At 72.6% G+C, this 22,940-nt stretch carries 24 protein-coding genes and 1 tRNA gene; 17 read left to right on the top strand and 8 right to left on the bottom strand.

Features of this window, described 5'->3' with window-relative positions; genetic code table 11:
* Entirely contained in the window at nt 1-744 is a 744-nt protein-coding gene (locus JT1_RS00805; protein WP_068321515.1) for a succinate dehydrogenase/fumarate reductase iron-sulfur subunit, read from the top strand.
* 31 nt (nt 745-775) lie between these two features.
* Nucleotides 776-1,678: a hypothetical protein gene (locus JT1_RS00810; RefSeq protein ID WP_068321518.1), complete on the top strand. Its 903-nt coding sequence runs from the start codon at nt 776-778 to the stop codon at nt 1,676-1,678.
* Here JT1_RS00810 and JT1_RS00815 read toward each other — a convergent pair.
* Nucleotides 1,669-2,445: a CPBP family intramembrane glutamic endopeptidase gene (locus tag JT1_RS00815; RefSeq protein ID WP_068321521.1), complete on the bottom strand. Its 777-nt coding sequence runs from the start codon at nt 2,443-2,445 to the stop codon at nt 1,669-1,671. The two genes, JT1_RS00810 and JT1_RS00815, sit on opposite strands and share 10 nt — an antisense overlap.
* Before the next feature lie 35 nt (nt 2,446-2,480).
* Nucleotides 2,481-3,074 (bottom strand): DUF4126 domain-containing protein, encoded by a 594-nt coding sequence (locus tag JT1_RS00820; RefSeq protein ID WP_068321524.1) that lies wholly within the window; start codon nt 3,072-3,074, stop codon nt 2,481-2,483.
* A gap of 96 nt (nt 3,075-3,170) precedes the next feature.
* Here JT1_RS00820 and metG point away from each other — a divergent pair, with 96 nt between their 5' ends.
* From metG to JT1_RS00850, 6 genes are all read left to right on the top strand, one after another.
* On the top strand, nt 3,171-4,967 hold the full coding sequence (gene metG, locus JT1_RS00825; RefSeq protein ID WP_082807381.1) for a methionine--tRNA ligase: 1,797 nt from the start codon (nt 3,171-3,173) through the stop codon (nt 4,965-4,967).
* Nucleotides 4,967-5,845: a TatD family hydrolase gene (locus JT1_RS00830; protein WP_068321530.1), complete on the top strand. Its 879-nt coding sequence runs from the start codon at nt 4,967-4,969 to the stop codon at nt 5,843-5,845. The genes metG and JT1_RS00830 overlap by 1 nt, the downstream gene beginning before the upstream one ends.
* A gap of 279 nt (nt 5,846-6,124) precedes the next feature.
* Nucleotides 6,125-7,357, top strand: a complete 1,233-nt coding sequence (locus JT1_RS19065) for a resuscitation-promoting factor (RefSeq protein WP_281178002.1) — start codon at nt 6,125-6,127, stop codon at nt 7,355-7,357.
* Between the two features lie 108 nt (nt 7,358-7,465).
* Complete coding sequence (gene rsmA, locus JT1_RS00840; RefSeq protein WP_068321533.1) at nt 7,466-8,362, top strand: 16S rRNA (adenine(1518)-N(6)/adenine(1519)-N(6))-dimethyltransferase RsmA; 897 nt, start codon at nt 7,466-7,468, stop codon at nt 8,360-8,362.
* Nucleotides 8,359-9,297, top strand: coding sequence for a 4-(cytidine 5'-diphospho)-2-C-methyl-D-erythritol kinase (locus JT1_RS00845; RefSeq protein WP_068321536.1), 939 nt, complete (start codon nt 8,359-8,361; stop codon nt 9,295-9,297). The genes rsmA and JT1_RS00845 overlap by 4 nt, the downstream gene beginning before the upstream one ends.
* Nucleotides 9,297-11,120, top strand: a complete 1,824-nt coding sequence (locus JT1_RS00850; protein WP_068321539.1) for an ABC-F family ATP-binding cassette domain-containing protein — start codon at nt 9,297-9,299, stop codon at nt 11,118-11,120. Before JT1_RS00845 ends, JT1_RS00850 begins: the two co-directional genes overlap by 1 nt.
* A gap of 1 nt (nt 11,121) precedes the next feature.
* On the opposite strand, the gene JT1_RS00855 is transcribed toward JT1_RS00850, so the two are convergent.
* Nucleotides 11,122-11,628, bottom strand: a complete 507-nt coding sequence (locus tag JT1_RS00855; protein WP_068321542.1) for a MarR family winged helix-turn-helix transcriptional regulator — start codon at nt 11,626-11,628, stop codon at nt 11,122-11,124.
* A 91-nt stretch (nt 11,629-11,719) separates the two neighbouring features.
* Between JT1_RS00855 and JT1_RS00860 the strand changes: the two genes are divergently transcribed.
* A complete protein-coding gene (locus JT1_RS00860) occupies nt 11,720-12,520 on the top strand; it encodes a methyltransferase domain-containing protein (protein ID WP_068321545.1) in 801 nt (266 codons plus the stop codon).
* Here JT1_RS00860 and JT1_RS00865 read toward each other — a convergent pair whose 3' ends face one another.
* Nucleotides 12,521-13,171: a TetR/AcrR family transcriptional regulator gene (locus JT1_RS00865; RefSeq protein WP_082807382.1), complete on the bottom strand. Its 651-nt coding sequence runs from the start codon at nt 13,169-13,171 to the stop codon at nt 12,521-12,523.
* A 68-nt stretch (nt 13,172-13,239) separates the two neighbouring features.
* On the opposite strand from JT1_RS00865, the gene JT1_RS00870 reads away from it, so the two are divergent.
* Nucleotides 13,240-13,318 (top strand) — tRNA-Gln (locus JT1_RS00870).
* A gap of 2 nt (nt 13,319-13,320) precedes the next feature.
* Here JT1_RS00870 and JT1_RS00875 read toward each other — a convergent pair.
* Nucleotides 13,321-13,956, bottom strand: coding sequence for a cation efflux transmembrane domain-containing protein (locus JT1_RS00875; RefSeq protein WP_068321551.1), 636 nt, complete (start codon nt 13,954-13,956; stop codon nt 13,321-13,323).
* Nucleotides 13,957-14,011: 55 nt separating this feature from the next.
* Between JT1_RS00875 and JT1_RS00880 the strand changes: the two genes are divergently transcribed.
* From JT1_RS00880 to JT1_RS00895, 4 genes are read left to right on the top strand one after another with little or no spacing between them, the layout of a single operon-like run.
* Nucleotides 14,012-15,391 carry a hypothetical protein gene (locus tag JT1_RS00880; RefSeq protein ID WP_169701784.1) on the top strand — a complete coding sequence of 460 codons (1,380 nt, stop codon included), beginning with the start codon at nt 14,012-14,014 and terminating at the stop codon, nt 15,389-15,391.
* Nucleotides 15,388-16,731, top strand: a complete 1,344-nt coding sequence (locus JT1_RS00885) for a hypothetical protein (RefSeq protein WP_068321558.1) — start codon at nt 15,388-15,390, stop codon at nt 16,729-16,731. The genes JT1_RS00880 and JT1_RS00885 overlap by 4 nt, the downstream gene beginning before the upstream one ends.
* Before the next feature lies 1 nt (nt 16,732).
* A complete protein-coding gene (locus JT1_RS00890) occupies nt 16,733-17,071 on the top strand; it encodes a hypothetical protein (protein WP_068321561.1) in 339 nt (112 codons plus the stop codon).
* Nucleotides 17,072-17,080: 9 nt separating this feature from the next.
* Nucleotides 17,081-17,758: a histidine phosphatase family protein gene (locus JT1_RS00895; protein WP_068321564.1), complete on the top strand. Its 678-nt coding sequence runs from the start codon at nt 17,081-17,083 to the stop codon at nt 17,756-17,758.
* Between the two features lie 143 nt (nt 17,759-17,901).
* Here the strand turns inward: JT1_RS00895 and nagA are convergent, their stop codons facing one another.
* Genes nagA through JT1_RS00910 form a run of 3 tightly spaced genes read right to left on the bottom strand, consistent with a single transcriptional unit; the run spans nt 17,902 to nt 21,029 of the window.
* On the bottom strand, nt 17,902-19,020 hold the full coding sequence (gene nagA, locus JT1_RS00900; RefSeq protein WP_255218217.1) for an N-acetylglucosamine-6-phosphate deacetylase: 1,119 nt from the start codon (nt 19,018-19,020) through the stop codon (nt 17,902-17,904).
* On the bottom strand, nt 19,017-20,282 hold the full coding sequence (locus JT1_RS00905; RefSeq protein WP_082817141.1) for a PTS transporter subunit EIIC: 1,266 nt from the start codon (nt 20,280-20,282) through the stop codon (nt 19,017-19,019). The genes nagA and JT1_RS00905 overlap by 4 nt, the downstream gene beginning before the upstream one ends.
* A 3-nt stretch (nt 20,283-20,285) precedes the next feature.
* Nucleotides 20,286-21,029, bottom strand: coding sequence for a GntR family transcriptional regulator (locus JT1_RS00910; protein ID WP_068321567.1), 744 nt, complete (start codon nt 21,027-21,029; stop codon nt 20,286-20,288).
* An 87-nt stretch (nt 21,030-21,116) separates the two neighbouring features.
* Here JT1_RS00910 and JT1_RS00915 point away from each other — a divergent pair, with 87 nt between their 5' ends.
* Genes JT1_RS00915 through JT1_RS00925 form a run of 3 tightly spaced genes read left to right on the top strand, consistent with a single transcriptional unit; the run spans nt 21,117 to nt 22,854 of the window.
* Nucleotides 21,117-22,136 (top strand): SIS domain-containing protein, encoded by a 1,020-nt coding sequence (locus JT1_RS00915; protein ID WP_068322452.1) that lies wholly within the window; start codon nt 21,117-21,119, stop codon nt 22,134-22,136.
* Entirely contained in the window at nt 22,133-22,396 is a 264-nt protein-coding gene (locus JT1_RS00920) for a PTS sugar transporter subunit IIB (protein ID WP_255218231.1), read from the top strand. Before JT1_RS00915 ends, JT1_RS00920 begins: the two co-directional genes overlap by 4 nt.
* Nucleotides 22,393-22,854 (top strand): PTS sugar transporter subunit IIA, encoded by a 462-nt coding sequence (locus tag JT1_RS00925; RefSeq protein WP_068321573.1) that lies wholly within the window; start codon nt 22,393-22,395, stop codon nt 22,852-22,854. The genes JT1_RS00920 and JT1_RS00925 overlap by 4 nt, the downstream gene beginning before the upstream one ends.
* The last annotated feature ends 86 nt before the right edge of the window (nt 22,855-22,940 follow it).

The raw sequence follows: 22,940 nt of genomic DNA on the forward strand, positions 1-22,940 counted from the left end.
ATGGAACTGACCCTCAAGATCTGGCGCCAGGCCGGACCCACGGCGAAGGGCGAACTCGTCACCTACCAGGTCAAGGACATCTCCCCGGACATGTCCTTCCTGGAGATGCTCGACGTCCTCAACGAGCAGCTGATCGGCGAGGGCACCGAGCCTATCGCCTTCGACAGCGACTGCCGCGAGGGTATCTGCGGCATGTGCGGCCTGATGATCTCCGGTGAGGCCCACGGCCCCGAGCGGACGACAACCTGCCAGCTGCACATGCGCTCCTTCCGCAGCGGCGAGACCATCACGATCGAGCCGTGGCGGGCCAACGCCTTCCCGGTGATCCGTGACCTCGTCGTCGACCGCAGCGCCTTCGACCGGATCATCCAGTCCGGCGGCTACGTCTCCGTCAACACCGGTGCCGCCCCCGAGGCGCACTCGGTGCCGGTGCCGAAGGAGAAGGCCGACCGCGCCTTCGACTCCGCCAAGTGCATCGGCTGCGGCGCATGCGTCGCGGCCTGCCCCAACGCCTCGGGCATGCTCTTCCTCGGCGCCAAGGTCACCCACCTGGGTGAGCTGCCGCAGGGTCAGCCCGAGCGTGGCGGCCGCGTCGTCAAGATGCTCGAGACGCACGACCTCGAGGGCTTCGGCGGGTGCACCAACATCGGCGAGTGCGCCGCTGCCTGCCCCAAGGAGATCCCGCTCGACGTCATCAGCACGCTCAACGCGGACCTGCGCACCGCAGCCCGCGGCGGCTTCTGAGCCGAACGGCCTGACGACCGGGGGGACCGTCATGACCACGCACCACCGCGCACGGCGCCGCGCCAGCATGCTGCTGGCCGGCGCCGTCGCGCTGTCCACGGCCGGCTGCTCGTTGGTCCAGGGGGAGCCGAGCGAGACCTCCTCGACCGCACACGTGCCGCTCACGACGACCTCGACCACGGAGCCGACGTCGAGCCCGTCGACGACCGCGGACCGGGACAAGCCGTCGCCGCCGCAGCCGGCTCCGGTGCTGACCGCCGTGCGCGACCGGATGGCCACCCACGCGAACGTCACGATCGACGGCACCCTGCGCGACGTCGAGCGCGACCTCGACATCACGATCCACGCCGAGGGCTCCACCGGGGGTGTCCGCTCGCGTGTCGAGGGGGGCGGGGGCATCTCGCGGACGACGCTCACGCTGGCCGACGGCGGGACCTTCGACTCCTACGCCATCGGGTGGGACCACTACCTCAAGGTCGACCAGAAATGGCTCGACGCCACCCGGGTCAGGCTCAAGAGCCCGCTGCGCAAGAACGTCGGCCGGTGGGTCAAGGTCCCCGGCAAGAAGGGCTCGCCCGTCGACGGGGTGCGCCCCTACACCTTCCTGCGGACCTTCTACGGCGACTCCCTGACCCAGTTCGACCAGCTCAAGAGCGATGTCACCGTCGAGGAGCTCGGTGGTGAGTGGACCTACCGGATCCCGCTCGCCCGGGCGGGCGACGACGGCGGTCGGGGTGTGCAGCGCACGGTGTGGGTCTCGAGCGACCCGCAGGCACCGGAGATGCTCAAGATGACCCTCGGCAGGTACCCGGACCGCACGACGCTCACCTTCTCCCGGTGGGGGCAGAGCCGCGAGGACTTCACCGCCCCTGCGGGGGCGAGGACCCTGAAGGACGCCGACCCGGCGGACCTGGGCGGCGTCGACTACAGCTGACCCAGCCAGTCGATCCTCGTGACGAGCAGGGCGTAGCCGACGAAGGCGACGACGTCGATCACCCAGTGCGCGATGAAGAGCGGCATCGTCCGGCGCACCCTGAGGTAGACGACGCCGAGCAGCAGGCCCATCGCGATGTTGCCGACGAAGCCGCCGAAGCCCTGGTAGAGGTGGTAGCTGCCGCGCACGAGCGCGCTCGCGACGACGACCACGACCGGGCTCCAGCCGGCCTCGCGCCAGCGGGTGAAGAGGTAGCCGACCATGACGACCTCCTCGAGCAGGGCGTTCTGCCCCGCGGCGAGGACCAGCACCGGCACGGTCCACCACGCCGAGGAGAGGTCGGAGGCGGCGATGGTCGTGTTGAGGCCGAGCGAGCGGGCAGCGAGGTAGAGGCCGAGCCCGGGGATGCCGATGACGGCGGCCAGGCCCAGGCCCATCGCGACGTCCCGTCCGGGCGCCCGACCGTCGAGACCGATGAGGCGGGTCGGCCGCCCGTGCTGCCGGGCGAGCAGGTGCAGCGCCAGCCCCACGGGCACGAGGGCGAGGGCGATGCCCACGAGCTGGTGGGCGAGGTCGAGCCAGGGTTGGTCGGGCGTGACCGACTGGTTCATCGCCGTCACCTGACCGGACAGTCCGCCCTGGGCACCGAGCTTGCGCACCAGCGCGAGGGCGGACCACAGCGCGGAGGCCCCGAGCGAGACGCCGAGGAGCAGGAAGGACTCGGTCAGGGCCGTCCGGCGGGGCAGGTGCTCGGGGACTGCGGCCATGGCACCAGCCTAGGTGTGCGAGCAGACCGCGCGCCCTACCAGGCAGGCCGCTCACGGCGCCGGCGCAGCCGTCGCCACAGCAGCAGCACCTGCACGAGCAGTGCCGCGAGCAGGACGAGCACGAGGACCACGAGGAGCGGCAGGAAGACCGCGATCAGCGAGATGCCGATCGATGCCCCGTCCTCGACGGTCGAGACCACCGGCGCCCCGAACCCGGCGGTGCCCGCGTTGACCACCGGACGTGACGCGGCCTTGCCCGCGTGCACGAGTCCCGAGACCACGACGCCGAGCAGGACTCCGACCCACGCGTGCTCCTGCATCCACGTGGACTCGTCGAGGGTGCTCGCCCCGGCCGTCGCGGCGCCCATGAGGCCGCCCATGCTCGGCCGGATGAAGGTCTGGACCGCGTCGTTGATGCTGTCCACCGCGGGCACCTTGTCGAGGGTCATCTCGGTGAGGAGCAGGACCGCGCCGATCCCGATGGCCCACCACGACTCCATCCACTCGAACCCCGTCGGCAGGACGAAGACGTCGCTGAAGCGGGCGAGCAGCGCGACGACGAGGAAGGGGATGTACGCGTTGAGGCCCGCAGCGGCGCTCAGGCCCATCCCGGTGAGTGCGGCGATCACGGGGGCGCCCCCCTTCGTCGGTGCGGGCGGAGCCCACGTGGTCGCAGCAGGTTAGCGCTGACGGGGCGGTGTGGCCGGGAACCTAGGATGAGCCGCATGAAGGTTCTCTCCGCTGTCGCCTGGCCGTACGCCAACGGCCCCCGCCACCTCGGTCACGTCGCCGGGATCGGGGTCCCCTCGGACGTCTTCAGCCGGTACATGCGGATGGCCGGCCACGACGTGCTCGTCGTGAGCGGCTCGGACGAGCACGGGACGCCGATCCTCGTGCAGGCCGACAAGGAGGGCATCTCGGCGCGCGAGTTCGCCGACCGCAACCACCGCATCATCGCCGAGGAGCTCGCCGACCTCGGCTGCTCGTACGACCTGTACACGCGCACGACCTCGCGCAACCACTACCGGGTCGTCCAGGACCTCTTCGAGCAGTGCCTGGCCAACGGCTACTTCGTCGAGCAGACCCAGCAGGTCGCGCTCGACCCGCGCACCGGCCGGACGCTGCCCGACCGCTACATCGAGGGCACCTGCCCGATCTGCGGCTACCAGGACGCCCGCGGCGACCAGTGCGACAACTGCGGTAACCAGCTCGAGCCGACGGACCTGCTGGACCCGCGCAGCAAGATCGACGGCGCCACCCCGCAGTTCGGCGAGACCGAGCACTTCTTCCTCGACCTGCCCGCCCTGGCCGACGCGCTGCGCGAGTACCTCGAGGGGCGCGAGGCGACCGGTACCTGGCGGCCCAATGTCATCAACTTCAGCCTGAACATCCTCGACGACATCCGGCCCCGGGCGATGACCCGTGACATCGACTGGGGCATCCCGCTGCCGGGCGAGCTCGGCGCCAAGTACCCGACCAAGCGCTTCTACGTGTGGTTCGACGCGGTCATCGGGTACCTGTCCGCGTCGATCGAGTGGGCCCGCCGCTCCGGCGACCCCGAGCGCTGGCGCGAGTGGTGGAACGACGAGCAGGCCCGCTCGTACTACTTCATGGGCAAGGACAACATCACCTTCCACAGCCAGATCTGGCCGGCGGAGCTGCTCGCGTATTCCGGCAAGGGGGCGAAGGGGGGAGAGCCCGGCCCGTACGGCGAGCTCAACCTCCCGACCGAGGTCGTGGCGAGCGAGTTCCTCACGATGGAGTCCAAGCAGTTCTCCTCCAGCCGCGGTCACGTCATCGGCCTGCGCCACGTCCTGCAGACCTACGGCCCGGACCCGTTGCGCTACTACATCTGCGCGGCCGGCCCGGAGAACCAGGACTCGGACTTCACCTGGCCCGACTTCGTCCAGCGCAACAACTCCGAGCTCGTCGCCGGCTGGGGCAACCTGGTCAACCGCACCGCCTCGATGGTCGCGAAGAGCTTCGGCGAGATCCCGCAGCCGGGCACGCTCGAGCCGGTCGACGACGCGGTCCTCGCCCGGGTGCGCGGTGCCTTCGACGAGGTGGGCGACCTGCTCTCGCGCAACCGCCAGAAGGCCGCGCTCGCGGAGGCCATGCGCGTCGTGGGCGACGTCAACAAGTACGTGACCGACACCGAGCCCTTCCGGCTCAAGGGCGAGGACGAGCGCGAGCGCCTGGCGACGGTCCTGCACACGCTCACCCAGTGCGTCAGCGACTGCAACGTGCTGCTCGCCCCCTTCGTCCCGCACGCGGCCAACCGGGTCCACGTGGTCCTCGGGGGCCAGGGCCAGCTCGTCCCGATGCCCCGGGTCGAGGACGTCGAGGACCTCGACGGCGGTCCCGGGTACCCCGTGATCACCGGCGACTACTCGACCTTCCCCGCGTGGGCGAGCGCGCCCGTCACCGTGGGCACGCCGATCGCCAAGCCCACCCCGGTCTTCGTCAAGCTCGACCCCGAGGAGGTCGTCGCCACCGAGCGCGCGGCCATGGCGGACGACTGATGGGGGACCGGGACGAGGTCGCGCGGCGGCCGGACCCCTTGCCGGTCGCGGTCGTCGACAACCACACGCACCTCGACATCCGTCGCCGGGACGTCCCCGACGCCATCGCGCCCGAAGGGGGTGACGAGCGCAGCACCGAGGACGTCGCCGGCGCGCTGGCCGCCGCCGCGTCGGTCGGGGTCGACCGGGTCGTCCAGGTCGGCTGTGACCTCGAGAGTGCGCGGTTCACCGTCGATCAGGTCGAGCGCCACCCGAGCATGCTCGGCGCAGTTGCCTTGCACCCCAACGAGATCCCCGCGCTCACCGAGGCCGGCGACCTGCAGGCGGCCTGGGACGAGATCGAGCGGCTCGCCGCGCACCCGCGGGTGCGGGCGATCGGCGAGAGCGGCCTCGACTACTTCCGCACCGGGCCGGAGGGGCACGCCGTGCAGCAGGAGTCCTTCCGCTGGCACATCGACCTGGCCAAGCGCACCGGCAAGGCCCTGCAGATCCACGACCGTGACAGCCACGACGACGTGCTGCGGGTCCTCGCGGAGGAGGGGGCGCCGGAGACGACGGTGCTGCACTGCTTCAGCGGTGACCTCGCGATGGCCCGCGAGTGCGTCGAGCGCGGCTACTACCTCTCCTTCGCCGGGACCGTGACCTTCAAGAGCGCGGCCGCCCTGCGCGAGGCGCTCGTGCACACCCCGATCGAGCAGGTGCTCGCCGAGACCGACGCGCCCTACCTCACGCCGACGCCCGAGCGCGGTCGCGCCAACGCCCCGTACCTGCTGCCGCACACGGTGCGGGTCATGGCCCGAGCCCTCGGGGTCGACGTGCCGTCGATGTGCGTGGCGATCTCGGACAACAGCGAGCGCGTGTACGGCCCCTGGGCGTGATCCCGCCGGCCCCGTGACGGAGGTCATGGTCACGGACCGCGGCCGCACCTGCAGCCCCGGATCCTCGGGAGTTCTCGCGAGCTGCGTTCCCGTCAGCGGGCGATGCCCTCCACAGGCTCCGTTACCAAAACTTGACCTGTGGGGGGCGCGTCGTGCAGGGTGGTCCGCTGTTGGCCGGAGCCGGTTTCCCCTGATCTGCCGCTGACACCGGGTCCGGCACCTCGTGGGCCCGTGTGTCCGTGGCCACCGGTGCCCGGGAAGCACAATCATCGGAGCACTGTGAGTTCACCCGCGATCCGCCGCATCACCCAGGCCGGCGTCGTCGGCGCCCTCGCCCTCGGAGTCTCGGGCGTCGTCGTCATGGACAAGTCCGTCGCCCTCTCCGTCGATGGCGACACGTCCACCGTCCACGCCTTCGGCGGCACCGTCGGTGACGTCCTGGACAAGCAGGGCATCGAGGTCGGTCCCCACGACGTCGTCACCCCCTCGGCCGAGAGCCCGGTCGACGACGGCCAGACCATCGTCGTGCGCTACGGCCGCAAGCTGACCCTGACGGTGGACGGCAAGGAGCGGGAGTACTGGACCACGGCGACGACCGTCGGCGACGCGCTCAAGCAGCTCGACATCCGGGGCGGCGAGGACGCCGTCCTGTCCGCCTCCCGCAGCCAGTCGATCGGCCGCAACGGCCTCGACCTCGACGTCAGCACTCCCAAGGACATCACGCTCCTCGTGGGCGGCAAGCGCTCCACCGAGACCGTGACCGCCACGACCGTCAAGGCCGCGCTCGCGCAGGCCGAGGTCCGCTACGACTCCAACGACCTCGTGAAGCCGGGTGCCTCGACCAGCGTCAAGGACGGCATGACGATCCGCCTCGACCGCGTCAACCGCAGGACGACGACGCGCACCCAGGCCATCCCCTTCGACACGATCATCAAGAAGGACGCCTCCCTCTACGAGGGCACGACCGAGGTCGAGCAGGAGGGCCGCGCCGGCTCCCGCAGCACGACCTACACGATCACCTACAAGAACGGTGACGTCGTCTACACCCGCAAGGGCACGAGCACGGTGACCCAGCAGCCGGTCAAGAAGGTCGTCGTCGAGGGCACCAAGGTCAAGCCGGCCCCCAAGCCAGCCCCCGAGCCGGCCCCCGAGCCCGAGCCCGCGCCGGAGCCGGCCCCCGAGCCCACCGCGCCGAAGACCACCCCGAAGACCACGGCCCCCAAGCCGCCGTCCTCGACCAACACCTCCACGAGCAGCTCCGGTCTCAACACGTCCAACGCGGCGATGTGGGACCGCATCGCGCAGTGCGAGTCGACCGGCAACTGGTCGATCAACACGGGCAACGGCTACTACGGCGGGCTGCAGTTCGACCTGCAGACCTGGCTGGGCGCCGGCGGGGGCGACTTCGCCGCCCGCCCGGACCTCGCCAGCCGCGAGCAGCAGATCACCGTGGCCAACCGCGTCTACGCCGACCGCGGCCTCCAGCCGTGGGGCTGCGCGCACGCCGCCTGACCCTCCGGGACGGTCGCTGGCGCGACCTCCTCACGGGCCCCCGTGACCTCCGGGTCGCGGGGGCCCGAGCGTGTCCCGGTCCCGTCCGGGACGACATAGAGTCCCCTCATGACGTCCGACCCAGCCGGTGCCCGCAGCGACGGGAGCGGCGTCGGCCTGCTCGGCGCCACCAAGGTGCGCGAGCTCGCCGACCGCCTCGGGGTGCGCCCGACGAAGCAGTGGGGCCAGAACTTCGTCGTCGACGCCAACACGGTGCGGCGCATCGTGCGTGCCGGTGGCGTGACGGCGCAGGACCACGTCGTGGAGATCGGCCCCGGCCTCGGGTCGCTGACCCTCGCCCTGCTTGAGTCCGCCGGGCGCGTCACTGCGGTGGAGGTCGACCCGGTGCTCGCGCAGGCCCTGCCGGGCACCGTCGCCGAGCTCGCACCCGCCGCGGCCGACCGCCTCGAGGTCGTCCACGGTGACGCGATGACGGTCACCGACCTGCCGGGCCCGCCCCCCACCGCACTCGTCGCCAACCTGCCCTACAACGTCTCCGTGCCGGTCGTGCTGCGCTTCCTCGAGCTCTTCCCGAGCATCGAGCGGGTGCTCGTCATGGTCCAGCTCGAGGTCGCCGAGCGCCTCGCCGCCGAGCCGGGCAGCAAGGTCTACGGCGTGCCGAGCGTCAAGGCCGCGTGGTGGACGCAGGTCAGCCTCGCCGGCCGCGTCTCCCGGAGCATCTTCTGGCCGGTCCCGAACGTCGACTCCGGCCTCGTGCGGCTCCAGCGGCGCGAGCCACCGGAGACGAGCGCGACCCGGGAGCAGGTCTTCCGGGTCGTCGACGCCGCCTTCGCCCAGCGTCGCAAGACCCTGCGGGCGGCCCTGCGGGGCATCGCCGGGTCGGGCGAGGTCGCGCAGGAGGCTCTCCTCGCGGCAGGGGTGGACCCGAGGACCCGGGGCGAGCAGCTCGACGTCGTCGCCTTCGCGCGGATCACCGAGGAACTCATGGCTAGGGTGACCACATGACCTCAGTGCTCGAGACGCCCGCCGCCGTCACGGTGCGCGCGCCGGCCAAGGTCAACCTCGAGCTCTTCGTCGGACCGCTGCGCGAGGACGGGTACCACGCGCTCTCGACCGTCTACCAGGCGGTGGGCGTCCACGACGAGGTCACCGCTGCGTACGCGGACGAGTGGGGCTGCTCGGTCCGCGGCCGCGACGCGGACAAGGTGCCGACCGACGAGTCCAACCTCGCGCTGCGCGCGGCCCGTGCCCTCGCCGAGCACACCGGCACCCAGGACCCCGTGCACCTGTCGATCCACAAGGAGATCCCCGTCGCAGGCGGCATGGCCGGCGGCTCGGCCGACGCCGCGGCCGCGCTCGTCGCGTGCGACGCGCTCTGGGGCACGGACCTGCCCAGGGAGGAGCTCGAGGAGGTCGCCGCCGGCATCGGGAGCGACGTCCCCTTCCTCCTCCACGGCGGCACCGCCGTCGGCTCCGGCCGCGGCGAGGTCGTCACGGCCGTCCTGGCGAAGGGGGTCTACCACTGGGTCTTCGTGCCCTCCGCCGCGAACGGCCTGTCGACCCCGCTCGTCTACTCCGCCTTCGACCAGCGCACCGCGGGCACCGAGATCCACGACCCGCAGCCGCGCAGCGAGCTGATGAGCGCGCTGCGCGCGGGTGACCCGCTCGCGCTCGCACCGGTCCTCGACAACGACCTGCAGCCCGACGCGGTGGCGCTGCAGCCGGCGATCGGCGAGGTCATCGAGGCCGCCATGGGCTTCGGCGCGCTGGCCGCGATCGTCTCGGGCTCGGGCCCGACCGTCGCGATCCTCGCCGAGTCCGCCGAGGGCGCGATCGACCTCGCCGTGGCGCTCACCGCCTCCGGCGTCGCCGGCGACGTCCTGCGCGCCACCGGCCCGGTCCAGGGCGCCCACATCCTGCCGACGGTGCGCACGCGCTGATGGCCACACCGCTCCTGGGCGCGGAGGCGCTCCACCTCGAGTACCCCACGCGCGTCGTCTTCGACTCGGTGAGCATCGGCATCGAGGAGGGCGACCGCATCGGCCTCGTCGGCCGCAACGGTGACGGCAAGTCCAGCCTGCTGGGCCTGCTCGCCGGCACGATCGAGCCGCAGTCGGGACGCGTGACGCGGCGCGGCGGTGTGCGGTTCGGCGTCCTGGGCCAGACCGACGACCTCGACCCCGCGTCGAGCGTGGGGCACTGCATCGTCGGCGACCGACCCGAGCACGAGTGGGCCGGCGACCCCGCCGTCCGCGACGTCATCGCCGGGCTGGTCTCGGACGTGCCGTGGGAGGCCCGCGTCGGCGAGCTCTCCGGTGGGCAGCGACGCCGGGTCGCGCTCGCCGCCCTCCTCGTGGGCGAGTGGGACCTCATCGCGCTCGACGAGCCGACCAACCACCTCGACGTCGAGGGCATCGCCTGGCTCGCGGACCACCTCACCCGCCGCTGGGCGAAGGGGGCCGGTGGCCTCCTCGTCATCACCCACGACCGGTGGTTCCTCGACGAGGTGTGCACCGAGACGTGGGAGGTGCACGACGGGATCGTCGAGCCCTTCGAGGGCGGTTACGCCGCCTACGTCCTCCAGCGCGTCGAGCGCGACCGGATCAACGCCGCGACCGAGCAGAAGCGGCAGAACCTCATGCGCAAGGAGCTCGCCTGGCTGCGCCGCGGCGCCCCGGCCCGCACCTCCAAGCCGAAGTTCCGCATCGACGCCGCCAACGAGCTCATCGCGGACGTGCCCCCGGTGCGCAACCCGATCGAGCTGCAGCGCATGGCCGTCGCCCGCCTCGGCAAGGACGTCATCGACCTCGAGGACGCCGGCGTCGCCTTCGGTGACCGCACGATCCTGCGCGACATCACCTGGCGCATCGCGCCGGGTGAGCGCACCGGGATCCTCGGCGCGAACGGCGTCGGCAAGTCCACGCTGCTCGCGCTCGTGTCCGGTGACCTCGCGCCGACCTCGGGTCGGGTCAAGCGCGGCAAGACCGTCCGGCTCGGGTTCCTCGACCAGCAGTTCTCCCAGCTCGCCGAGATCGGCGGGGACCGCGTCCGCGAGGTGCTCGCCCGGACGAAGACGACCTTCACCGTCGACGGCAAGGACCACACGCCCGCGCAGCTGCTCGAGCGGCTGGGCTTCGCCCGGGAGCACCTGTCGGCGCGCGTGGACGACCTCTCGGGCGGTCAGAAGAGGCGCCTGCAGCTGCTCCTGCTCCTGCTCAGCGAGCCCAACGTCATCGCCCTCGACGAGCCGACCAACGACGTCGACTCCGACATGCTCGCGGCGATGGAGGACCTGCTCGACTCCTGGCCGGGCACGCTCATCGTCATCTCCCACGACCGGTACCTCCTCGAGCGGATCACCGACCAGCAGTACGCGATCCTCGACGGGCGCCTGCGGCATGTCCCGGGCGGCGTCGACGAGTACCTGCGACTGCGCCAGGCCCAGCGGTCCACGGGCGGTCCCGCGGCGATGTCCGGTGTGCCGACGGCCACGACGAAGGGGGGAGGGGCGCCCCCTTCGTCCTCCTCGGAGGAGTCGGCGGTCGACCCGGCCGCCCAGCGCGAGGCGCGCAAGGCCATGGCACGGGTCGAGAAGCAGCTGGCCAAGGTCGCGGCACGCGAGGACAGGCTGCACCACGAGATGGCCGACGCGGTGCACGACCACGCGCGGCTCGGAGAGCTCAACGCGCAGCTCGGGGAGCTCGCGGAGGAGAAGGAGCTGCTGGAGCTCGAGTGGCTCGAGGCCGCCGAGCTCTTCGGCTGAGCTACGCCTCGAAGGGTGTGAGCAGGCGCCGCAGCGCGTTGGCCAGGGCCCGGCGCTCGTCCTCGGGCATGTCGTCGAGCAGCTCGGCCTCGCGGGTGAGCAGGTCGGCCATCGCGGCGTCCACCGCTCGCTGGCCCGCCTCGGTCAGGCGGACGATGACGCCGCGGCGGTCGGTCGGTGAGGGGAGGCGCTCGACCCATCCCTTGACCGTCAGGCGGTCGATGCGGTTGGTCATCGTCCCCGAGGTCACGAGGGTCTCCTGCACGAGCCGCCCGGGGGAGAGCTGGTAGGGCTCGCCGGCGCGGCGCAGCGCAGAGAGGACGTCGAACTCCCAGCCCTCGAGCTCGTGCCGGGCGAAGGCCTGCATGCGGTCGAGGTCGAGCAGGCGGGCCAGCCGGGAGACGCGGGAGAAGACGTGGAGGGGGTCGACGTGGAGGTCGGGGCGCTCGCGACGCCAGGCCTCGACGATGGCGTCGACGTCGTCGGCGGGGTCGTGTCGGCTGCTCATCCGTCGAGAATAGCCGTCATCGTGAATCTCGACGTCAAGAGAGTGTGGTGACCTGCCAGTAGGCTCTGGGCACCGACTCGAAGGAGACAGCATGACGGTGGCGTGGGACCCGAGCAGGTACGGACAGTTCTCGAACGAGAGGGCGCGACCGTTCTTCGACCTCGTGGGGCGCGTCGACGCGGTCGACCCCGCCCTCGTCGTCGACCTCGGCTGCGGCAACGGACCCCTGACGCTCTCGCTGGCCGACCGGTGGCCCGGTGCGCGGGTCGTGGGTGTCGACAGCAGCGTGGAGATGCTCGACGCGGCCCGTGCCCTCGACACCGACGGGCGGGTCGAGTGGGTCGAGGCCGACCTGGCCGAGTGGGACATCGAGAGTCTCGGCGCCGCGCCCGACGTCATCGTGAGCAACGCTGCCCTGCAGTGGGTCCCGCGCCACCTGCCGCTCATCGAGCACTGGGTGGAGGCGCTGGCGCCCGGCGGGTGGTTCGCGCTGCAGGTCCCGGGCAACTTCGACGCACCGACGCACGCACTCATGCGCGAGACCGCCGTCGACCACCCCCGGGCGGGCGAGCTCGAGGCCGCGAGCAAGCGCTACGGCGCCGGGGACCCGTCGACCTACCTGCAGATCCTCAGCGCCCACGGCCTCGCCGTCGACGCCTGGGAGACCACGTACACGCACGTGCTCGACCCCGCGGGCGAGAGCGAGAACCCCGTGCTCGACTGGGTCTCGGGCACCGGGCTGCGCCCGATGCTGGAGGTGCTCGACGACGAGAGCGAGCGCGAGGAGTTCATCGCGGCCTACGCCGACAAGGTCGCCGCCGCCTACCCCCGCACCCCGGCGGGGGTGCTGCTGACCTTCCGTCGGGTCTTCGCGGTGGGCCGCAAGGCCTGATCAGGCCCCGGACACGCCCAGGCCGGCCGGCGCCGAGCGCAGGCCGGTCAGGCCGTTCCAGGCGAGGTTGACGACGTGCGCGGCGACGACCTCCTTGGCGGGTGACCGGGTCTCGAGCCACGACTGGCCGGTGAGCGAGACCATGCCGACGAGCATCTGCGCGTACATCGGGGCGGCCTGGGTGTCGAACCCCCGCTGCTCGAAGGCGTCGGAGAGCAGGTAGGAGACCTGGGCGGCCACGTCGGACATGAGCGACGAGTAGGTGCCGGTCGGAGCCCCGCCGGCGACATCGCGCACGAGGATCCGGAACCCGTCCGACGAGCCCTCGATGTAGTCGAAGAGGGCGAGTGCGGCCCGCTCGATGGTCTCCCGGTCCGACCCGCCCTGGGTGAGGGAGGTGGTGATGCGGTCCGTGAGCGTGCGCAGCTCGCGGTCGACGACGACCGCGTACAGGCCCTCCTTGCCGCCGAAGTGCTCGTACACCGCCGGCTTGGAGACCCGGGCGGTCGCGGCGATCTCCTCGACCGAGGTGCCGTCGACCCCCTTCGCCGCGAAGAGGCCACGACCGACGCTCACGAGCTGCTCGCGACGCGCGGCACCGGTCATCCGCGGACGCCGGGGTGTCGGTGTCTGGTCGTCTCGCTGGCTCATGCGTCCATTGTCGGTGACGGGCGAAGGGGGTGGGTCGACTACCCTGACCGGTGCCGCTCCGGCGGCGTTCCCCGGTTGGTCTGCCGGCAGGGCCCGCCTGACTTTGAATCAGGACTAGCGACGTAGGTTCGACTCCTACCCGGGGAGCTTCAGTCGATCTCCTCGCCCGCGAGGGCCTTGGCGGCGAGGCGCTCCTGCTCGCTCACCTCCCAGACCTCCCACGCGGCGTGCAGCGCGATGGCGATGATCCCGCAGCCGAGGACGAGGTCCGGCCAGCCCGACGAGGTCCACAGCGTGATGACGGCCATCCCGATGACGGCTACGTTGACGAGCACGTCGTTGCGCGCCGAGAGGAAGGCCGCGCGGCTGAGCGAGCCGCCCGCGTGCCGCACGCCCGCGAGCAGCCAGCCGCTCGTGCCGTTGATGACGATGGCGCCGAGCGAGGCGAGGACGACCGGCAGGACCTCGGGGGCCACGGGGTCGGAGAAGCGCCGGACGGCCTCCCAGCCGGCGACGGCGGCGGGGCCGAGGATGACCAGGGCCATGCCCTTGCCCATGAGCGCCCGTCGGGCGAGCGGCCAGCCGAGTGCGACGAAGATCAGCAGGTTGATCGACGTGTCCTCGAGGAAGTCGACGCTGTCGGCGAGGAGCGACACCGAGCCCGCGACGAGGGCCACGGAGAACTCGACGAAGAAGTAGGCGAAGTTCAGCCCGGCGACGACCAGCACGACCCGCCGCAGCCGGTCGGCATCGAGGCGCGGCGGGTGCTGCGTGTCGGTCCCCATGGGCCGCAGGCTATCCCGCGCGACGCGGCCGGGCCGGGTCGGCGACAATCTCCCCGTGACGACCTCGCCCCACACCAGCCCAGTGCAGGAGAGCGGTCCCCGGCGCCGCGTCCCGTGGATCTTCCTCGGGGTGCTCGCGCTCTCGCTCGTCCCGGCCGCCATCTACTTCTGGGACGACCTCCCGGCGTTCGGCGGCGAGGATCCGCAGGTGGGTGGCCGGGTGCTGTGGAGCAGCGAGGACATCGCGGTCCAGCTCGGCCCGGACGGGTGGGTGACCCACCCGGCGGACGGCGACGGGTACGTCGCCACCAACGTGCGCACGGACGAGAGCTGGACCGTCGGTGACATGTCCTCGCGGCGCGAGATCACGCCGAAGGGGGTCATCGTCCAGGACGTCGAGGGGCAGGTCGTCCTCCAGCGTGACGGGTCGCGGTTGACGACCCGGGCGCAGGACATCGTCGAGGCCTTCGGCGACGCGGACCTGTGGCCCGGCGAGGACGTCGTCCCGGTCGGGGTGAGTGCCGATCACGTCGCCGTCCTCACCTGCCTCGCGCCCGCACCGGCCCGCCTGGTCGACGAGGTCGAGGGCGGCACGCAGGTCGTCGCGGGCATCGACCTCGAGGACGCCTCGGTCGCGTGGACGCACGACACGGGGGTGGCGTGCGGGCCGCAGGTGACGCCGTCGTACTACCCGGGCACGCTGCCGGAGCAGGAGTACCTGCTCGTCGAGACCGCTGACGACGCCCGCCACGCGGTCGACCTCGACACCGGCCGGGTGGAGCGTCGCTGGACCGGCGTCCGCAGGTCCGACGTGACCGTCCACGGGGACCACGTCCTCGAGCCGGCCGGCGCGGATGCGGTCGCCTACCGCTCGCTGGCGACGGAGGAGGTCGTGGCGCGGGTCGAGTGCGACGGGGCGAGTGCGGGCGACCCGCAGCACATCAGCCGGCAGCTCGCGCCGGAGGTCATCCCCTTCGTCGCCTGCCGGGACGGCGTCCGCCTCGTCGACGACGGCGAGGTCGTCGACAGCGGGGCCGCCCCCGTCACCGGGATCGACGGCGAGCTGGGCTCCGAGCCGGTCGCGGTGGGCCGGACCGTCCTGCGGCGCACGGGCGACGGCGTGCAGCTCTCCGACGGGCTCACCGACGAGACCATCGGCACCCTGGACGTCCCGGAGGGCTACGAGGTCGGGCAGTTCGGGCCGGTCGGTCGGCTCATCGGGTTCGTCCGCATCGACGCCGGCGGGGAGCGCGTGACCGGTGACTACCGGGTCTTCGACGCGACGACCGGCGAGCTCGTGCTCGCCGCCGGGCCGGGGATGCGCACGGGGGCCGACCTGGCTCCGTCCGGGGAGGTCCTCGTCTCCCTCGACGAGGACGCTGCGGAGGACGGAGCGCCCCGCACCTGGGTCGCGGGCGCGCGGGAGGCGTCATGACCCGCACACCGAGCAAGGCGGCCGACCTCACCAGGCTCGTCGCCGTCGTCGTGGTCGGAGCACTGCTCGCCGGGGCGGGGTTGTGGTTCTTCACGAGCCGCGGGAGCGGCGCCGTCGACGGCCGGGTCTACTACCAGGGCGACGACACCTTCTCGGTGCAGCTGGGGCCCGGGGGCTGGTTCGTCCACTCCGACGACGAGGGCGGATACCTCGTCGAGCACGCGCAGGAGGGCGGGGCCTGGCAGCTGCCGGGCCACGGGCGGCCCGAGGCGCTGACCTCCGACGGGAGGTCGGTCAGCGCGCTCGGCGGGGACGTCACGATCTCCGGTGACGGCACACGGGTGCAGGCGCTGGCCGCGGACCTGCTCGTCGCGCACGGTGACAAGACTCTGCGGGCGGGGGAGTCGGCCGAGGTCATCGGGCTCTCCGAGGAGCACGTGGCGGTCGTGTCCTGCCTGTCCTCGGACGGCGCAGCCAGGCTGGAAGAGGAAGGGACGGACGGTCAGCTGGTCGTCTCCGGGGTCGCGCTCGACGACGGCGCGGTCACGTGGAGCCACGACCCGGGGGTGGCGTGCGACGCCGACCTGGCCGCGCTCTACCCCACCGCTCTGCCGGAGCAGCGCTACGTGCTGCTCACGCCGCGCACGGACCGGACCGAGGCCCTCGACCTCGACACCGGCAGGATCGCCCGGAACTGGCAGGACTCACCTCGCGGCCGCGTCGTGGTGCGCGAGGACATCGCGGTGCACCGCTCGGGCGACGAGGTGACGGCGACCTCCCTCCGCTCCGGCCGGGAGGTCGCACGGGTCAGCTGCCCGGGCGCGCGTCTCGACACCCCCGGTGACTCCGGCGGGCGGTTGGCGGCCGACGCGACGCCCCTCGTGAGGTGCGGCGACTCGGTCCGGCTCTTCGACGGGTCCGGGTTCGTCACGGTGAAGGCCCCTCCCGTCGACGAGAGCCAGGAGGTGCCCGATGGCAGGAGCGTCGTGCACGACCGCTACCTGCTGCGGCGCGACGGTGACCGGGTGACGATCACGGACGCGTTGTCCGGCACGGGCGTCGGCTCGGTCGAGGTGCCCGACGGCATGCGCATCGCGACCAACGAGCCACGCGGGCGACTCGTCGTGTTCTACCGCACGCGCGAGGCGGTGTTCGGCGACAAGCTCAGCTCGAGCCAGCGGGTCGTGGACGCGCGGACGGCGACGACGGTCGCGGCAGGTGACGGGATGGCCCCCGGAGTCCAGACCTCTCCCGACGGCTACGCGGTCCTCAGCAAGCGGACCGAGCGTCGTCGCAGCCGCGCCGCCCGCCAGTACGTGTGGGTCGTCGGGGTGCGCTGACGTGGACCCGCGGCCGGGATCCCCGTCGCGCCCGACGAGGGCGGTCCTGCACGACGGGACTTCCACGCCTGCGTTCGTCGACCTCGAGGACGAACTGCTGCGCGCCCTCGGTCCGGACGGCGTGGAGGCCGTCATCGACGCGGGTGAGTCCACCTCCCTCCGCCTGCTGGCGGGGATGCCGGCGCAGCGCGACTGGACGCGCGAGCTGGTGCTGCGGCGCTTCCTCACGTCGCAGTCTGGTCGCAAGGCGAGGTACGCGGGGCTGTGCGTCCAGGCGCTCGACCTCGACCGCGCGCCGGCCCCGCTGACCGCGGTGCTGGCGGCCGTGGCGGCCACGTAGCCTGCTGGCGTGCGACTCCTCCTCATCCGTCACGGCCAGACCCCCAACAACGTGACCGGTGCGCTCGACACCGCCTTCCCCGGTGCGGGTCTGACCGAGCTCGGTCAAGCCCAGTCCGCGGCCGTGCCCGCGGCGCTCGCGGACGAGGACGTGAGCGCGGTCTACGCCTCGCCGCTCGTGCGCACCCAGCTCACCGGGTCCCCGCTCGGCGCGGAGCGCGGCGTCGACGTGCACGTGCGCGAGGGGCTCCAGGAGATCGCCGCCGGCGAGTACGAGATGCGGTCGGACCGATCGGCCGTCGAGGCCTACCTCGGGGGAGTGGCCGCGTGGTTGCACCGCGACCTCGACCACGTCCTGCCGGGCGGCGCGACCGGGCACGACTTCATGGCCCGGTACGACGGGGCCGTGCGCGGCATCGCCCAGGCCCACGGGCGCGACGACACGGTCGCGCTCTTCAGCCACGGCGCGGCGATCCGCGTCTACGCAACCCTCGCGGCCGGACTCGACGCGGCGCACGTCGAGGAGCTGTGGATCAACAACACCGGCATGGTCCTGCTCGAGGGCCACCCCGGTGACGGCTGGGACCTCGTGCGCTGGCACGCCGACCCGCTCGGCGGCGCCCACCTCGCGGGCGTCCGCGCCCACGACGTCACGGGCGAGGCGATCGACGAGGAGCTCGAGGGCTGATCCCTCGGGCCACGTCGAGTGCGCCGTGGCCCGCGCGGCCCGGGCAGTGCGCCGAGTGCCTTCTCCACTGCTCCGTACTCTGGGCCCGCGTGCTCAGAGTACGGAGCAGTGGAGAAGGCGTGGACCGAGACCACGGGAGGTCGTCAGGGCCCCGTCGTCCACGACCCCGAGCGCATCACCGCGGTCACCTCGAGGGTCTCGTCGAGCACGACGAGGTCGGCGCGGGCGCTGGCCTCGATGCGACCGACGTCGCCCAGGCCGAGGGCGGCCGCCGGTGCCCGGGTCGCCGCGTCCACCGCCTGCTCGAGCGTGAACCCGCTCGCGACGGAGTGCCGCACGGCAGCGGCCATGGTCAGCGTCGAGCCGGCGATCGCGCCGCTCGGTGTGCGGGCCACCCCGTCGCGCACCTGCACGTGGATCGGGCCGAGGTGGTAGTCGCCGTCGGCCGCGGCGGCCGCGCCCATCGCGTCGGTGACGAGCACGATCCGGCCGGGCGCCGCGCCGAGCGCGAGGCGGAGCATCGCCGGGTGGACGTGCACGCCGTCGGAGATCAGCTCGACCGACACCCGCTCGTCCTGCAGGAGTGCCGCGATCGGTCCGGGCCGGCGGTGGTGGAGGCCGCGGACCTGGTTGTACAGGTGGGTCGCGGTGCTCGCGCCGGCGTCGATCGCCGCCCGCGTCTGCTCCCAGGTGGCGTCCGTGTGCCCCACCGCCGCCACCGCACCCGCACCGACGACCCGGCGCACCGCGTCGAGGCCCCCGTCGAGCTCCGGTGCGAGCGTCACCATCCGCAGCGCCTCGCCCCCGGCGGCCAGCAGCTGCTCCACGTCCTCCGGCGAAGGGGGACGCAGCAGCGCCGGCTCGTGGGCGCCGCAGAAGTCGCGCGCGAGCCACGGGCCCTCGAGGTGCAGCCCGGCGAGCAGCCCGTCGGTGACGAGGTCGCGCAGCCCCCGCATCGACCGGTCGAGGGCGTCGACCTCGTCGGTCACGAGGCTCGCGACGAGGCTCGTCGTGCCGTGGCGCAGGTGCGCCGCGGCCACGGTCGCCGCCTCGTCGGCGTCACCGACGGTGAAGGACGCGCCGCCGCCCCCGTGGCAGTGGGTGTCGACGAAACCCGGCGCGAGGGTGCCCGGCAGGACCACCTCGGCAGGTGAGGGGGGACCCCCTTCGCCGGTCCCGACGATGCGGTCACCGGCGACGCGCACCCACCCCGGGGCGAGCGTGCGCCCCGGGGCGAGGACGCGGTCGGCGGCGAGGATCACGCGCTGTCGTCCGCCGTGACCAGGGACTCCTCGCCCTCCTCCTCGCGGCCGGGGGTGCGCAGGTTCCACCGGCGGATGACGAAGCGGAAGAGCACGTAGTACACGAGCGCGTAGCCGAGCCCGATGACGACGAGCAGCAGGGGCTTGGTGGCGATGTTGAAGTTGAGGACGTAGTCGAAGAGGCCGGCGGAGAAGCCGAACCCGTCCTTGATCCCGAGGGCGTTGACCAGGGCCAGCGAGCTGCCGGTGAGGAGCGCGTGGATGACGTAGAGCGGCCACGCGACGAACATGAAGGCGAACTCGAGCGGCTCCGTGACGCCGGTGAGGAAGGCGGTGAGCGCGGCCGAACCCATGATGCCGCCGACGACCTTGCGCTGCGCCGGCTTGGCCTCGTGGTAGATCGCCAGGGCGGCGGCCGGCAGGGCGAACATCATGATCGGGAAGAAGCCGGTCATGAAGGCGCCCGCCGTCGGGTCGCCGTTGAGGAAGCGGGCGATGTCACCGGTGACCGGCTGGCCGCCCGCGGGCGTGTACTCGCCGATGAGGAACCACGGCGGGTTGTTGAGGATGTGGTGCAGCCCGGTCGGGATGAGCAGCCGGTTGACCGTGCCGTAGACGAAACCGCCGAGCACCTCGTTGTCGGCGACCCACTCACCGAGGTTGGTGATGCCGGCGTCGAACCACGTGTAGACGAGGCTGACGAGCACGGAGATGACGATGGCCGCGGTGGCGGTCGCGATCGGGACGAAGCGGCGGCCGCCGAAGAAGGCGAGGTATGCCGGCAGCTTGATCCGGTGGTAGCGCTGCCAGAGCCACGCCGCGACGAGGCCCATGATGATGCCGCCGAAGACGCCGTAGTTGATCAGCTCCTGCTCCTCGCCCTCGGGGGCAGCGCCGAGGACGAAGGGGGACATCGCGTCGCCCACGCCCTTGAAGACGAGGTAGCCGACGACGGCCGCGAGGGCCGTCGAGCCGTCCGACTTCCTCGCCATGCCGATGGCGATGCCGACGGCGAAGAGGATGGGCAGGTTGTCGAAGAGCGCGCCGCCCGCGGCGCCGATGACCGGCGCGACGCGCGTCCACCCGAGGCCGTCGGCGCCGAGGAGGTCGGGCTGGCCGAGGCGCAGCAGGAGCGCCGCTGCGGGCAGGGCCGCGATGGGCAGCATGAGGCTGCGCCCGAACTTCTGGAGCGGGGCGAGGTTGAGCTTCTTGCGTTCCGGGCGGTCGCCGGGCACGTCGATGGGCCCGTCTGCAGTGGTCACGAGTCAATCCCTTCCTTCAGGTGCCGGGGGTGGGGTGTCGTCCCGGCGCAACGACATGTGCAGCTGGTAGCGGTCCCCGCGGTAGCGGGAGACGACGTGCTCGACCGGGCGGCCGAGACTCGAGGAGAGGCGACGGAAGACGAGCAGCGGCGTGTGCGCCGGGCTCGCGAGCAGCCGGGCGACGGTGCCCTCGGCGCTCTCGCCCCACAGGGTCTGCTCGGCGGCGTCGATGGCGACGCCGTACTCGTCGGAAAGGAGGGCGTAGATCGAGTCGCCCAGGTCGTGGGCATCGAGGTCGGGCAGGAGCGTGGCGGAGTACCAGCTCTCCTCGAGGGCGATCGGCTGGCCGTCGGCCAGCCGCAGGCGCTCCAGCCGCCACGAGCTGTCCTCGCCGAGCCATGCGGCGACCTCGCCCGGGGGAGCCGCCCGCTCGACGGCGAGCAGCCGGGTCGAGGGCTCGAGCCCGCGCCGGCGCATGTCCTGGCTGAAGCTCGCCAGGTGCAGCTGGCTCTCGAGCCGCGGTCGGGTGACGAAGGTGCCCTTGCCGTGCACGCGGCTCAGCAGGCCGTCGGCGATGAGCGACTCGATCGCCTTGCGCACCGTGGCCCGCGAGACGTCGTGGGTCGTCATGAGCTCGCGCTCGGAGGGGATGGCCGCGTCGGGCCCGAGGGCATTCGCGAGCTCGGCGAGGCGGGCGCGCAGCTGCGCGTGCTTCGGTCGAGAGCCGATCAGCCTGTCCCGGGACACTTCCGGATCCTCACCCTCATTGGTACGGTCTGGTACGTACCAGTGAGGATCCACGTCGAGGTGGGAGGTGTCAAGCACGTGAGCGTCATGGCCGACGAGATCGCGCAGCAGCCCGATGCGGTCCGTCGCACCCTCGCCGCCCTGCTGCCGCTGCGTGCCGACGTGCACGCCCTGGCCCGGGGTCGTCGCCGCGTCCTGCTCGTCGCCCGCGGCTCGAGCGACAACGCCGCCGTCTACGCCCGCTACCTCCTCGAGGCCCGCGCGGGCGTCCCGACGGGCCTCGCCGCCCCGAGCATCGCGACCCACTACCGCGCCCGCCTCGACCTCACCGACACGCTGGCCGTCGCGATCTCGCAGTCCGGCGCGACCACGGAGATCGTCGACACGCTCGCGTGGGCCCGGGCCTGCGGTGCCGCGACCGTGGCCGTGACCAATGTCGAGGGCTCCCCGCTGGCGAAGGGGGCGGACCTCCCCTTCGTCACCCGGGCCGGGCCGGAGCGGGCGGTGCCCGCCACGAAGACCTACCTCAGCCAGCTCGCCGCGACGGCCGTCCTCGGTGACGCCCTCGGCGCGCGGGTCGAGGAGCCGCTCGCCCGGGTCGCTGACGAGGTCGAGGCGGCGCTCGCCGACCCGGGCCGGCTCGACCCCGCCGTGGAGCTGCTGCACGGCGCTGAGCACGTCGTCGTCTCGGGCCGCGGGATGTGCCTCGGCACCGCGCTGGAGACCGCGCTGAAGATCGAGGAGACCTGCCTCGTGCCCGTGCGCGGCTACTCGTACGCCGACCTGCGACACGGGCCGATCTCCGTCGTCGACCCCGGCGTCGTCGCGGTGCTCGTCGCCGCCCAGGACGGCCCGATGACCGGACCGGTCACCGAGCTCGCCGACGACCTGCGCCGCAGGGGCGCGCAGGTCGTCGGCATCGGCGGGGACACCCCCTTCGCGCGGGCCTGCGACGTCCACGTCGCCGGGCCCGACCTGCCGGAGGCGGTGGCTCCGCTCGGGCTCATCGCGCCGGCCCAGCAGCTCGTCGAGCGGCTCTCCCGAGCGCTCGGCCTCGACCCCGACAGCCCCCGCGGCCTGGCCAAGGTCACCCGCACCGACACCTGACGCACCACCCTACGAGAGGACACACCATGGCAACCAAGGCGGAGCAGATCCTCGCCGGCCTCGGCGGCGCCGACAACGTCGTCGAGATCGAGCCGTGCATCACGCGGCTGCGCACCGAGGTCCGCGACGGCTCCAAGGTCGACCAGGCCGCGCTCAAGGCGGCCGGCGCGCACGGCGTCATGGCCCAGGGCACGGTCGTCCAGGTCGTCGTCGGCCCCGAGGCCGACACCCTGGCCGAGGACATCGAGGACCTGATGTGAGTGAGGTCCTCGCCCCCTGCGCCGGCGCCGTGCGGCCCGTGACCGAGAGCGTCGACGACGTCTTCGCCGCCCAGCTCGTCGGCCCCGGGGTCGTCATCGACCCACCCGACGGCCGGACGAGCGTGCTCGCCCCGATCGGCGGGGCGGTGATGAAGGTGCACCCGCACGCCTTCGTCGTCGTCGGCGAGGGCACCGGCGTGCTCGTGCACCTCGGGATCAACACCGTGGGGCTCCAGGGCGAGGGCTTCGAGGTGCTCGTCGAGCAGGGCGCGACGGTCGCCGCCGGTGACCCGATGATCACCTGGGACCCGTCGTCGCTGCCGAACGAGGTCGCGGGGCGGCCGATCTCGCGCGAGGTCCCGGTCATCGTCCTCGACGCCGCCCCCGACTCGCTCGACCTGTCAGGCGTGCCGGAACGTGTCGGCGCCGGCGACCTGCTCTACGCCGTGCCGGGCTAGGCGGCGCGGGCAGGTCCTGCCGCTCGGAACTCCCAACACAAATACAGGTTGGTTTCTCTTTACTTCTGTTGGTTCGGGTCCTATCG

The organism is Janibacter terrae NBRC 107853 (genome assembly GCF_001591405.1).
In the GTDB taxonomy this organism is placed as follows: Bacteria; Actinomycetota; Actinomycetes; order Actinomycetales; family Dermatophilaceae; genus Janibacter; species Janibacter terrae.